General features: G+C 62.4%; 11 protein-coding genes. 3 read left to right on the top strand and 8 right to left on the bottom strand.

The window, feature by feature from the left end; all coding sequences use genetic code 11:
• Positions 1-3 precede the first annotated feature (3 nt).
• Both UP10_RS29250 and UP10_RS29255 read right to left on the bottom strand, forming a co-directional pair.
• Positions 4-360: a hypothetical protein gene (locus UP10_RS29250; RefSeq protein ID WP_044590668.1), complete on the bottom strand. Its 357-nt coding sequence runs from the start codon at positions 358-360 to the stop codon at positions 4-6.
• Between the two features lie 89 nt (positions 361-449).
• Positions 450-1,235, bottom strand: coding sequence for an IclR family transcriptional regulator domain-containing protein (locus UP10_RS29255; protein ID WP_044590669.1), 786 nt, complete (start codon positions 1,233-1,235; stop codon positions 450-452).
• A gap of 109 nt (positions 1,236-1,344) precedes the next feature.
• On the opposite strand from UP10_RS29255, the gene UP10_RS29260 reads away from it, so the two are divergent.
• The gene (locus UP10_RS29260; RefSeq protein ID WP_044590670.1) at positions 1,345-2,703 is read left to right on the top strand and encodes an aromatic ring-hydroxylating dioxygenase subunit alpha; all 1,359 of its coding nucleotides are present in this window, start codon (positions 1,345-1,347) and stop codon (positions 2,701-2,703) included.
• A 114-nt stretch (positions 2,704-2,817) separates the two neighbouring features.
• Positions 2,818-4,254, top strand: coding sequence for a glutamine synthetase family protein (locus UP10_RS29265; RefSeq protein ID WP_044590671.1), 1,437 nt, complete (start codon positions 2,818-2,820; stop codon positions 4,252-4,254).
• Between the two features lie 61 nt (positions 4,255-4,315).
• Here UP10_RS29265 and UP10_RS29270 read toward each other — a convergent pair whose 3' ends face one another.
• The 6 genes from UP10_RS29270 to UP10_RS46015 form a co-directional block, all read right to left on the bottom strand.
• Positions 4,316-5,332 (bottom strand): alpha/beta fold hydrolase, encoded by a 1,017-nt coding sequence (locus UP10_RS29270; protein ID WP_044590672.1) that lies wholly within the window; start codon positions 5,330-5,332, stop codon positions 4,316-4,318.
• 24 nt (positions 5,333-5,356) lie between these two features.
• A complete protein-coding gene (locus UP10_RS29275; protein ID WP_044590673.1) occupies positions 5,357-6,478 on the bottom strand; it encodes an ABC transporter ATP-binding protein in 1,122 nt (373 codons plus the stop codon).
• A gap of 14 nt (positions 6,479-6,492) precedes the next feature.
• A complete protein-coding gene (locus tag UP10_RS29280; protein ID WP_082077301.1) occupies positions 6,493-7,380 on the bottom strand; it encodes an ABC transporter permease in 888 nt (295 codons plus the stop codon).
• Positions 7,377-8,240 (bottom strand): ABC transporter permease, encoded by an 864-nt coding sequence (locus tag UP10_RS29285; protein WP_044590674.1) that lies wholly within the window; start codon positions 8,238-8,240, stop codon positions 7,377-7,379. Before UP10_RS29285 ends, UP10_RS29280 begins: the two co-directional genes overlap by 4 nt.
• A 73-nt stretch (positions 8,241-8,313) precedes the next feature.
• Positions 8,314-9,639 carry an ABC transporter substrate-binding protein gene (locus UP10_RS29290; RefSeq protein WP_044590675.1) on the bottom strand — a complete coding sequence of 442 codons (1,326 nt, stop codon included), beginning with the start codon at positions 9,637-9,639 and terminating at the stop codon, positions 8,314-8,316.
• A 274-nt stretch (positions 9,640-9,913) separates the two neighbouring features.
• Positions 9,914-10,693, bottom strand: coding sequence for a response regulator transcription factor (locus UP10_RS46015; protein WP_082077302.1), 780 nt, complete (start codon positions 10,691-10,693; stop codon positions 9,914-9,916).
• 479 nt (positions 10,694-11,172) lie between these two features.
• Between UP10_RS46015 and UP10_RS29300 the strand changes: the two genes are divergently transcribed.
• Positions 11,173-12,405 (top strand): acyl-CoA dehydrogenase family protein, encoded by a 1,233-nt coding sequence (locus tag UP10_RS29300; RefSeq protein WP_044590677.1) that lies wholly within the window; start codon positions 11,173-11,175, stop codon positions 12,403-12,405.
• Positions 12,406-12,412: the final 7 nt, after the last annotated feature.

A 12,412-nucleotide genomic window follows, 5' to 3' on the forward strand; every position in this document is an offset into this window, starting at 1 on the left:
ATGTCACACGACCTGGCAGACGTGTCCATGAAAGAGCAGATAGCGTCCCGGGCCGACCACCTCTGACGCATTGGCGCGCCACCATGCGGCAGCCTCCGGGCTGGCTCCGGCCAACTTCTCGATCGCAATTGCAGCGTCCACCGCATAGCCATCGACGACTTCGGCGCGACCGAGCAGCACGAAAAGCCACTGCTTCCACCACGACCGCGGCAATGACAGCACGCCGAAGCCGAAGAACCGGCGACGGTGCGCATAGCGATCGACCGGTAGCTCCAGCCCGCCCCATTTCTCGCGCACCCAATGCGGCGCTTCGCCGGGCGGGACGTCGACGATGCGGATGGTGAAGCTCGGCTCTGTCACGTGGACACTCAGGTATTTTGGACTCCCGTCTGTCGCGGCGACGAACCATTGCGTTCACGGTCGGCTACGCAGAACGAACTGTGCTGAGATCACAGAAGCCTGTTCTTCACATCGTCAGCGCCATCGCGCAGCAGCGGCAGGAAGCGCTCGATCAGCTCCTGCTTCGGCACGCGGTCGACATGCGCGCCCATGTTGATGGCGGCGACGATGGTGCCGTCGTAGCGGCGCACCGGGACCGAGATCGAACGGAAATGCGGCTCGGCCTCGCGGTCGACGAGCGAATAGCCCTTCGCGCGATCGGCGATGATCGCGGCCAGCAGTTTTTTCGGATCGGTCACGGTCTGCGGCGTCACAGCCTCGCGCCGCATCGCCTTCAGCCGTGCCGCAAGTTCAGCGTCATCGAGCCGGCCGAGCATGGCGCGGCCAACCGAGGTGCAGAAGGAAGGCAAGCGATAGCCGATGTCGAGGCCGGCTGAGAACATTCGCGTCGGGCTCGAGCGTGCCACGAACACGACATCGTCGCCGTCGAGCAGCGCCAGCGAACTGATCTCCTGCGCTGCAGTGGCGATACGGTCGAGCACCGGCTGCAGCACCGTCACCACCTGGTTCGATCGCAGATAGGAGCCCGATAGTGTCAGCACATGCGGCGTCAGGGCGAACAGCTTGCCGTCGGTCGCGACGAAGCCGCCATGCGCGAGCGTGAACAGGATGCGCCTCGCGGTGGCGCGCGGCAGGTCGGCGGCGCGAGCGAGGTCGCTCAACGTCGCCGGGCCGCTGATCGTGCCGAACACCTGCAACAGGCGCAGGCCGCGATCGAGGCTCTCGACGAAATCGGTCGCGCGCTCGTCCGGATCGGTCCGCTTCAGCTTGGGCATTGGGGTACGGCTTTGAACGGTTCAAAAATTGGACTTGCTGTCCTATCAAGACATGGCATAATTCGCACATACGTTCAATAGGCGAACAAATCTAAGTGGAGACGCCGCCATGATGAGCCAGGAAGCGAATGACCTGATCACCCGCACCGGGGCTAAGGACGCTTGCGGGAAGCTGATGCGGATGTACTGGCAGCCAGCGGCGCTGGTCGATGAGTTGCAGGGCGCGCGCCCGGTACGGCCGGTGAAACTGCTCGGCGAGAACCTGGTGCTATTTCGCCGCGAGGACGGCCGCTACGGGCTGATCGACCGTCACTGCGCGCATCGTGGCGCCGATCTCGCCTTCGGCCGGCTCGAGAATGGCGGCCTGCGCTGTGCCTTCCACGGCTGGCTGTTCGACGCGAGCGGCCAATGCATCGAGACACCGGCGGAGCCCGCCGGTTCGCAGCTCTGCAAGGGCATCAAACAGCGTTCCTATCCGGTGGTCGAGAAGAGCGGCATCCTCTGGGCTTATCTCGGCGAGGGCGAGCCGCCGGCATTTCCGGAGCTCGACTGCTTCATCGCGCCCGACAGCCACATTTTTGCGTTCAAGGGCCACATGAATTGCAACTGGCTGCAGGCGCTCGAAGTCGGCATCGACCCGGCACATGCGTCCTATCTGCATCGTTTCTTCGAGGATGAAGATACATCCGCCGCCTACGGCAAGCAGTTTCGCGGGGCGTCGGCCGGCAGCGACATGCCGATGACCAAAATCCTGCGCGAGCACGATCGCCCGATCATCAATGTCGAGCACACCGAATATGGCCTGCGGCTGATTGCGCTGCGCGAGCTCGACGACGAGCGCACCCATGTGCGCGTCACCAACCAGCTGTTCCCCCATGCCTTCGTCATCCCGATGTCGACGGAGATGACGATCACGCAGTGGCACGTGCCAATCGATGACGAGAACTGCTACTGGTACGCGATCTTCACCAGCTATACGAACGCTGTCGACAAGCAGAAGATGCGCGACCAGCGGCTCGCACTGTATGAGCTGCCCGACTACAAGTCGCGCAAGAACCGCAGCAACGATTACGGCTTCGATCCGCATGAGCAGGCGACTGAGACCTACACCGGCATGGGCACCGACATCAACGTCCACGACCAGTGGGCGGTGGAATCGATGGGCCCGATCCAGGACCGCACCAACGAGCATCTCGGCCAGAGCGACAAGGCGATCGTGCAATATCGCCGCCTGCTGCGGCAGGAGATCGAGAAGGTGTCCGGCGGCGAGCAGCCGATGCTGTTCCTCGACGAGGCCACCGCGCGCAGCATTCAAGGTCCCGCCACCATGGACGGCATCGGGCCGACGCAAGGCTGGGAGCTCTACTGGATGGAAGTCGATGTCAAGCGCCGCCGCGGCGCGCCCTGGGCTGCGCCGGTACCGCGCGAGATCGCAGGCCGGGTGCATCATCTGACGGCGGCGGAGTGATGGTTGTGGCATCGTCATTCCGGGGCGGTGCGCAGCACCGAACCCGGAATCTCGAGGTTCCGGGTCTGGTCCTTCGGACCATCCCGGAACGACGAACAACGTGGGAGTAACGCCGTGAGTTTTGTCGAGCGTCACGGCCTGTGGTCGGACGAGCAGAAGGAGGCGGCACACCGCCTTCGCCGCATCGTCGAGGAGAAGAATCTCGAAGTCATCCGTCTGGCCTTCCCCGACCAGCACGGCATCCTGCGCGGCAAGACGCTGATCGCTGGTGAAGCGGTGCGCTCGCTGGAGAGCGGCTGCTCGATCACGACGACGATGCTGGCCAAGGACACCTCGCACAGGACGGTGTTTCCGGTGTTCACCGCCGGCGGCGGTTTTGGCATGAAGGAGATGGAGGGCGCGGCCGATGTACTGATGGTCGCCGACCCCACTACGTTCCGCGTGCTGCCCTGGGCGCCGAACACCGGCTGGCTGCTCTGCGACCTCCATTTCAACGACGGTCGGCCGGTGCCGTTCGCCACCCGCCATCTCTATCGCAAGGTGCTCGATCAACTCGGCAGCCGCGGCTACGATTTCGTCGCCGGCCTCGAGGTCGAATTCCATCTGTTCAAGCTCGACGACGCCCACTTGGCGCCGGAGGATGCCGGCCAGCCGGGCCGGCCGCCATCGGTCAGCCTGCTGTCGCACGGCTACCAATATCTGACCGAGCAGCGCTACGATCTGATGGAGCCGGCGCTCGAGATTATCCGCCGCGACGTCATTGCGCTCGGCCTGCCCCTGCGTTCGGTCGAGGTCGAGTTCGGCCCGAGCCAGTGCGAATTCGTTTTTCAACCGACGACAGGCCTCGTACCGGCTGACAATATGGTGCTGTTTCGTTCAGCGGTGAAGCAGATCGCGCGGCGCCATGGCTATCACGCCACCTTCATGTGCCGGCCGAAGCTGCCGAATGTGTTTGCGAGCGGCTGGCACCTGCATCAATCGCTGGTGTCGCGCGCCAACGGCGAGAACGCCTTTATGGCGAGGGAGGGCAGCGAACCCCTAAGCCCGTTCGGCCGTGCCTGGCTCGCCGGCCTGATCGAGCATGCGCGGGCTTCCACCGTGTTCACGACGCCGACCATCAACGGCTACAAGCGCTACCGCACCTACTCGCTGGCGCCGGACCGCGCGATCTGGGGCCGCGACAACCGCGGCGTCATGATCCGCGTGCTCGGCGGCGCGGGTGATCCGGCAACAAGGCTGGAGAACCGGATCGGCGAGCCGGCGGCGAACCCCTACCTCTACATGGCCTCGCAAATCCTTTCCGGCCTCGACGGCGTCGACCGCAAGCTCGATCCTGGTCCGTCGGCGGATACGCCCTACGAGACCAAGGCCGCGCTGCTGCCGAAGTCGCTGCGCGAGGCGGTGTTCGCGCTGAACGACGATCCGTTCTTCCGCCAAGCGCTCGGCGCCGAGTTCGTGGACTATTACGTCCACATCAAGAATGCCGAGATCGAGCGGTTCCAGGCCGAAGTCTCCGACTGGGAACATCGCGAATATTTCGAGATGTTTTGAGACGCGGCACATAAGTCGTCCGTCGGACGACGGCAGTCTGCCGTCGTCCTTGAACGAGCCGTCAGCTCGCGAGCAGTTCCTTCAGGGCTGCGTCGATGACCTTGATGTCTTCAGGGCTGGTGCCCGGTCCGCCGGCGAAATGCCCCCAATAGGTTTCGACGACGCGCAGCTCTGCGTTCGGCATGTGCTCGACCTCGATGGCGCTGTCTTCCGGAGGGAAATACAGGTCCGTGGAGGCCGGCATGACAATGGCCTTCGCCTTGATCCCGGCCAGCGCCTTCTTGTAGTCGCCGTTGTAGATCGGGTTGTTGGAGATATCGCCGTTCTGCCAGGTCCACAGCATGGTCAAGAGATTGTTGGCATCCTTGGAGAGCAACCAGCCTTCCCAGAAGCCCACCAGGAAATCCTCCAGCGAGGCGTAGCCCATCTTCTTCAGATCGGCTTCGACGCGGTAGAACGTCTGGGAAAAACCCCAGCCTGCATAAACGCGCGACGCGGCGCGGAGGCCCTTCTGCGGCTGCTCCTTGTAGAAGCCGTCCATGAAGGCGGCGTCGGCCTGAAGTGCCGCCTTAACGCCTTCGAGGAAGACGAAGTTGTGGCGCGAGCATTTGGCCGAACCCTGAAATGGCAGGATGCGCTCGACCATCTCGGGGAAGATCGCGCCCCAATGGAACGTCTGCAGCGCGCCCATCGACCAGCCGGTCACTAGCTTGACCTTGCTGATTCCGAATTTTTCCGTGACCAGCCGATGCTGCTGCACGACATTGTCGTAAGCGGTGATCTTCGGGAAGCGGGACCCATTGAACGGCGCCGGCGTGTTGCTTGCCGAGGTCGAGAGGCCGTTGCCGAACATGTTCGGCACGATGATGATGTATTTTTCCGGATCCAGCGCCATCGTTGGCCCGATCAGCCACTCGTTTTCCAGATGAGTCCCGGAATACCAGCAGGGATAAACGATGACGTTGTCCTTGGCCGCGTTGAGCTTGCCATAGGTCTTGTACGCCATCTTGGCGCCGCGCAGGATCTGCCCGCATTGCAGCGTCACGTCGCCAAGCTCGAACACCTCATAGTCAGCCATGGAAGTCCCTCTCTGGTTTTGAGTTTACGCAGTTGGTGAAGTCGTTTTGGCAAGCAGCCGCGCGAGGTGACACGGCCACGTCGCCTGAACGACATCGCCGATCGTGTAGGGATCGCGGAAGAACACCCGTTCGGGAACATAGGCGACGAACTCGTCTTCACCGGTCGCATCCAGCATGACCTTGACGAAGTTGCCCTGATATTCGACTGCCAGCACCCGGCTCGCCAACGATGAAACATCGGGCGCCAGATCAATGCCCGGCCGGATCAGGTCGACATCATCCCGACGGACCGCGACGTCGATGATGTCGCCCTTGCCGACGCGCGACGCCCCGACGGGGACGGCGACATGCTTCATCTGCGGCGCTACGAAGCTGACGAGATTGTCCTTGATGGCATCAATACGGCCGGAGAACACGTTCTGCCCACCCAGGAACTCGGCCACGTAGCGATCTCTCGGCGCTGCATAGACGTCTCGCGCCGGGCCGGCTTGCTTGATCTCTCCGCGGTCCATCACGACGACCATATCGGCCAGTGCGATAGCCTCGAGCTGCGAATGGGTGACGTGCACGAAGGTGATGCCGAGGTCGCGCTGCATTCGCTGCAGCTCGAGCCGCATCCGCACCCGCAATTGCTCGTCGAGCGCGGAAAGCGGTTCATCCAGCAGCAGCACCCGGGGCTCGGTGATGGCGGCACGCGCCAGCGCGACACGCTGCTGCTGGCCGCCGGAGAGTTGGGCCGGCAGCCGGTCGGCCAGCTCCGAAAGCCGAACCTTCTCGAGCATCGCATCGGTTTGCCGGTAACGATCCGCCTTCGACAGGCCGCGGATGCGCAGCGCAAACGCGACATTGTCCCGTACCGTCAGATGCGGGAACAGCGCGTAGGATTGAAACATCATCGCCGTGCCGCGCGTGACCGGCGGCAATCCCACCACGTTTTCGCCGCCGATCAGAATCTCGCCGTCGGTTGGATCTTCATGCCCGGCAATCATGCGCAGAATCGTGGTCTTGCCGCAGCCGGATGGACCGAGAAAGCAGCAATAGGCACCATCGGGAATCTTCAGGTTGATGCCCTGCACAACCGTGTGCACGCCGTCATAACTCTTTGTCAGGCCGGCGAGTTCGATGTCACCGCGCAGAACCGCCATGGCTTGGTCTCCGATCAGGACGCGCGAGCGCCCCGACGTCTTTGAATGAATACGATGGTTCCCAGTGCCGCACCAATGATCGAGAACGAGATGATCGTGGTCACGGTGCCGAGCGCATAGAGAGACGGTGATGTGACGTTGAGCGTCATGCTCCATATCTCAAGCGGCAGGGTGTTTTGCGGACCGGCGGTCTGAAGCGTTCGCGCAAACTCGTCGTAGGACAGCGTGAATCCGAACAATGCGACGGCCACCAGACCAGGCGCCAGAACGGGAATGATCACAAGTCGAATCGTTTGCCACGCCGTGGCACCGAGATCACGCGCCGCCTCCTCCCAGGCCGGATTGAAGCGCGACATCACGGCGAACATCACCAGCACACCAAACGGCAGCGTCCACGAGAGTTGCGCACCCAGGGCCGACGCATAGGGGGACGTTTCGATGCCGATCGCGTTGAACAGCAGTCCCACACCGATGCCCAATACCAGGCCCGGCGCCACCAGGCTGCCGATCATCAGCGCGAACACGATATTGTCGCCCGGGAAGCGCCTGCGGAAAGCCATCGCCGCCATGAACGAAACCACCACCGTGATGACAGTTACCACGATCGCGAGCTTGATGGAGCGATCAAATGCACCTTTGACATCGCCGGTTCTCACCTGCGTGAACAGATCGATGAACCAGTGCAGCGACAGCCCCTTCATCGGGAATACCAGGCCGCCGCGCACGTCCTGGAACGACAGGATGTAAATGCAGATCATCGGACCGTAGAGCGCGACGACATAGCAAGCGAATAGCGTCGCCAGCAGGTAGAAGGTCCACGGCCGTCCGCCACGGCTGGGTGCGATCGCCCGCTTCGTCATACGCTCGTCAGCCATCGTGACCGCCTGCGGCGCCGTACTCATCGGGTGATTTCTTTTCTTATATCGACGGTGCGCAGGATCAGGGCAACCATCGCCAGCAACACGACCGTCAAGACGATCGCGCTCGCCGCCGCTCCCGGATATTGCAGCACCGAAATGTCCTCGTAGAAGGCGCTCACCACCGATGCGGAGCCGCCGCCGGACATCACCTTGGTGACGAAGAAATCACCCATGACAATCGATGCCACGAAGATAGAACCCAAGGCGATCCCGCTCTTGGACAGCGGCACGATGATCAAGCGCATAATATCGAAGCGGCTGGCCCCCGCATCGATCGCGGCCTCGACGACCCGCTTGTCGATACGGGCCATCGAATTGAAGATCGGCACGATCATGAAGATTGTGAGCTGATGCACATAGGCAACCACGACCGCAAATCCGGAGTAAAGCAGGAATTCGAGCGGCTCACGGATCAGGCCGATCCGCAACAGCGCGGAATTGATCAAGCCTTCCTTGCCCAGCAGCGGAATCCAGGAAATCATTCTGATGATGTTCGAAGTCCAGAACGGCACCGTGCAAATCAGGAACAGGCCGATCGCGAGCAGCGGATTGCGGACATGGAAGACCAGGAAGTAGGCGACGAAGAAGCCGAGCAGCAGCGTGAAGAACCAGGTGAGGACGGTGAATTTCACCGTCGCGAGATAGAGATTGAAGGTGAGACCCGAGGTCAGCACCGTGGCGTAGTTGGCCAAGGTGAAGGTCGGGATCAAGCCGCCGAATCCGTCGGTCTCGAACACGCTGGCGGCCAGCACAACCAGAATGGGCAGGACGAAGAATGGGATCAGCACGAACATCAGTGGCGACACATACAGCCAGCTGATGGTCGATCGAGATACTTTCATGAAACTTCTCTGGAAAATCCACTCACCTCGTCGGCCGATCTTCGGCCGACTGCCCCGACGATGATGGCCCTGCTCAGGCGACCTTGAAATCGTTCCAGCGCTTGTTCATGTACGCCGACTCTTCCATCAGCGTGTTCCAGCACGAGATGTTGGTGACGCGTTCAACGAACGAACCGCCGTCGCGAACCGTGCCGGCCGCCTCCATCGGGACGCCATACGGATCGGTCACGGGCTCGGGAGCCGGTTTTCCCTCATACCAGAAGGTGTATTCCGCCGGCGTCATGAATTTCTTCGCGGTCGAAGGCACCGGGCTATAGTAGCCGTAGCGGCTGACGAACGCGCCCTGCCAGCCCGACATGTACCAGTTCATGTATTCGTAGGCGGCATCGAGCTTTTTGCCGGTGAGATGCTTCATCAGCCCCATGCCGTTGCACCAGCCGCGGTAACCTTCCTTGCCGTCCTTGAAGTTCACTGGCGCATAAACGCAGGGAACCTGCTTGACCCGAACGGCCGCGACGGCCGGCGACCACATCGACTGGATCACGACTTCTCCGGCCGCCATCAATTGAACCGATTGGTCGAACGTGGTCCATGTTGCGCGGAACTGGCCGGCCTTCTTGAGTTCAATCAGCTTGTCGCAAGTGAAGTCGATCTCCTTCTTCGTCATGTTTCCCTTGTTGCCGTATTTGATCAGCCCGGCGCTTTCGAAGCACAGCGCGGCATCCATGATGCCGATCGCAGGCACGTCAAGAATGGCAGCCTTGCCCTTGAATTTCGGATCGATCAGATCCTTCCATTGAGTCACGGTGTGGCCGACGAGATCTGGCCGGTAGCCGATCGAATCCGCGTTATAAACCTGCGGCACGTTGGTCAACCATTCGGTGACGCCGTCACGCAGGTCGGTGGAGTCGGGCTTCTCGATATAGAGCGCTTCATAGGGCGAAATTCCCTGGCGCGGAATCTTGTGACCGTCGAGTTCGCCCTTTGTGAAGATTGGAAGGAAGTTATCGAACTCCTTGATCTTCTTGGCCGAGATGCCCTGGATCACGCCGCGCTTGGCTGCAAGCTTGGCCTGCCAGCCCTCGAGATCCGCGATGTCGACGCTGTTGGGCTGAGTGATGAAACGATTGATGGCCGCCGATGTGTCAAGGTTCTGCATCGTGACCTTGAAGCCGAGATCCTTGGCCGCCTGATCACCGATCGCCTTCACGACGGAGTACGACACGCCGACATGGCGCAACTCGATATCCTTGATCTCCTGCGCCCAGATCGTGGGAAATCCGGTCACGGCATCGGTTCCGATCGCCGCGCCGGCGGCCGCGGCACCCGCCTTCAGCAATGATCGCCGGCTGACGCCCTTGGTGGATTTGCCCGCGTCACTCTTGTCCTTGACCGCCATTTTGCTTAGCCCCCGCTCGAAGTTCGAGACAGTGTCGGGCGCTTGCGGGGAATGTGTTATTCGGCGTTTACCCCATCCCCCGTCGGCAAAGCACGTATTTCAATTTTCGCGACGGGCGAGTAGCGCGCAGGCAAATGGGCGTGTGGAGAATGATTAGGCAAAGCGGTGTTGACAAAGGCATCACAGCATCGTCTTTGCCGCCACTGCTCAGAATGAGTGCAACATCCGGTTGGTCCCGCGGATCAAGTCCGGGCCGGGCCTTTGCTCGAAATGCTCAATGGCGCGAGCTATCGCGCAACAGGCACGCGGCCAATTCCGTGCGGTTATGCGCGCCAAACCGCCGACAGAGATTGGCGACGTGTTCCTTGACGGTTTGATCCGAGATGCCCATCTCGCGCGCTATTTCCTTGTTGGTCTGGCCGCGGCAAATCCGGACCGCGACATCCGCGGAACGTGGCGGGAGCCGCAGCGAGAGCATGGCCGGCGACGGCGACACCGCGCGCTCGGGCAGCATGATGGCGTCGCGGTTCTGCTCGAGTTCACCGGAATTCATCATATTCGTCACGGCCAGCGAGCCCGCCCGGCACAGCATGTCCATCCGCTGCCGCAGCAGCGGGGTATACGGAGCTTCGGCATCCATCGTCGCGGTGAACAGCACGCCAATGATCTTGTGGCCGCACCGCAGGGGCCCGCCCATGTTGTAGCTGAAGCCCCATTCTCTCAACATCTCGAACGACGCGCTGCGCGGCCAATGCTCCGAACCAAGCAGCGATGCGCCATCGACGACGCGGCTTCGGGTCAGAATGCAGTCGAGCACGGGATCACGCTTCCAGAAACCCGCTTTGTAATTGTCGAGCAGGCCTTCCGCGACATGGCGGCTGTAGACCAGTTCCGGCTCGGCGCCGTCGAGCAGATAGAGGCCGACAGTCGGAGATCCGGTCAGGCTGCTGATCGCCGAGCAGCAGGCGACGCCTAAACCGCGCACCGACCGGCTCTCCGCGATGGACATGAGTCCATCGGCGAGCCGGCGCTCGCGCAGATGATCCAACTGCATTCGTCCCGCTGGCACCGCCACTCCTTGCGCGCTCGCGCTGCACCGGCCTCTAGGAATCTGCCCCAGGACGTGTGCGCCGTTGACGGATCTTATAGGCTTAAAATTTCTGCGCTGCCTTACGATTGGTCAAGCGAAAAGAAGCGGCAGCAGCGCTTCTGCTCGGCCCTACCGCAGGCCACGGCCGCGAATACCCCCCATGCTGGGGGATTGCCGGGTTGCCGAGCCGTCTCCTACCATCCTGACATCGCAATCGCGCGACGCCCGAGTGCCGGCTCCGACCGCCGTCTCGTGATCGCGCGATTCGGCGGGACACGCCGACATCGATCGCAGGTGCACTCTCCCGCCCGCCCAATCCCTGGCGGACGAAGGAAGTCGCGTGCCCGGGATCGGCGGACTCCTGCCATCCGGTTTCAACCACCCGCTCCGCGCCACCGATCGGTGAACGCGACGGGATCGATCCTGACCTGGAGATATCGACCATGAACGTGTCTGCTCAGCGCGCCGCCAAACCCTTCGGCACCACGACAGCCGCCGAGTTTCACGCCCGTCTCGACGCGCTGTTGCCCCTGGTGGAATCCAGGGCAGGCGACGCCGAGGCCCAAGGCTATCTCACCGATGACGTGGTCGCCGCGCTGCGCAAGGCCGGCATCTATACCATGCTGTTTCCGAAGCAGGTCGGCGGCGCGGAATTGCTGCCCTTCGAAGCGATGACGGTGATCGAACGTCTGTCCTACGCCCACGCGTCGGCCGGCTGGTGCGTAATCGGCAACAACATGGAAGGCACCACCCTCGCCATCTATGTCGAGGACGAAGGTATCAAGACAGTCTTCGCCAACGGCCCCGACATCACCATCGCCGGAAACGGCGTGCCGCGCGGCTTTGCCCGACCGGTCGAGGGTGGCTACATGATCCGCGGCAATTGGGCCTATGGCAGCGGCATTCAGCACGCTGAATGGGTGCATTCCGGCTGCTTCGTCACCGATCCAACCGGCAAGGACATGGTGATCGGGCCCAACGGCCAGCCCAAAATCGTCGTCACCCATCACCCGCGCGCAACCATCAAGCTGATGGGCAACTGGGATGTGCTCGGCCTGCGCGCCACCGGCAGCTTCGACTACACGATCAGCGAAGGCACCGAGCTGTTCGTGCCGACCCATATGACATACGACTTCGACATCGGCGCACCCCGTCGCGGCGGCGTGCAGGGCGCGCTCGGCCTTGCCGGCTACAGCGCCTGGGCTCATTCCGGCTGGGCGGTCGGCGTCGGGCGCCGCATGCTCGACGAACTCGTGAAAGTCATCGTGCTGCGCCAGGATGCTTTCGGCAAGTCGAGCGAGAGCGCGAGCTTCAAGTTCCAGTTCGCCCAGGTCGAGGCGCGCTTTCGTGCAGCACGGGCGCTGGTGCACGAGACCTGGCGCGAGGTGTCGGAGAGCTGCGCGCGTGGCGAAGCCCCGACGCTCGACCAGATGACGATGATCAAGCTGTCGCTGCGCCACGTTCATGACGTGATTTCCGACGTCGGCACCTTCGCACACCGCGCCGCGCGTGGCGCCTCGCTGCACAACACGCCGATGCAGCGCTTCTATCGCGACATCCATTCGGGGACGCAGCACATCCTGATGGCCGACCAGATCGTCGAGGAATGCGGGCGCGCTTTGCTCGGCCTTCCTGCGCCGGGATCGCAATGGACCGTGTTCGGGGTCACGGGCTGAGCCGATC

The organism is Bradyrhizobium sp. LTSPM299 (assembly GCF_000938235.1).
In the GTDB taxonomy this organism is placed as follows: Bacteria; Pseudomonadota; Alphaproteobacteria; order Rhizobiales; family Xanthobacteraceae; genus Bradyrhizobium.

Excerpts from the sequence above, each read along its gene's own strand:
- UP10_RS29300 (WP_044590677.1), top strand. The coding sequence starts at position 11,173 with ATGAACGTGTCTGCTCAGCGCGCCGCCAAACCCTTCGGCACCACGACA.
- UP10_RS29290 (WP_044590675.1), bottom strand. The coding sequence starts at position 9,639 with ATGGCGGTCAAGGACAAGAGTGACGCGGGCAAATCCACCAAGGGCGTC.
- UP10_RS46015 (WP_082077302.1), bottom strand. The coding sequence starts at position 10,693 with ATGCAGTTGGATCATCTGCGCGAGCGCCGGCTCGCCGATGGACTCATG.
- UP10_RS29285 (WP_044590674.1), bottom strand. The coding sequence starts at position 8,240 with ATGAAAGTATCTCGATCGACCATCAGCTGGCTGTATGTGTCGCCACTG.
- UP10_RS29255 (WP_044590669.1), bottom strand. The coding sequence starts at position 1,235 with ATGCCCAAGCTGAAGCGGACCGATCCGGACGAGCGCGCGACCGATTTC.
- UP10_RS29270 (WP_044590672.1), bottom strand. The coding sequence starts at position 5,332 with ATGGCTGACTATGAGGTGTTCGAGCTTGGCGACGTGACGCTGCAATGC.
- UP10_RS29280 (WP_082077301.1), bottom strand. The coding sequence starts at position 7,380 with ATGAGTACGGCGCCGCAGGCGGTCACGATGGCTGACGAGCGTATGACG.
- UP10_RS29260 (WP_044590670.1), top strand. The coding sequence starts at position 1,345 with ATGATGAGCCAGGAAGCGAATGACCTGATCACCCGCACCGGGGCTAAG.
- UP10_RS29275 (WP_044590673.1), bottom strand. The coding sequence starts at position 6,478 with ATGGCGGTTCTGCGCGGTGACATCGAACTCGCCGGCCTGACAAAGAGT.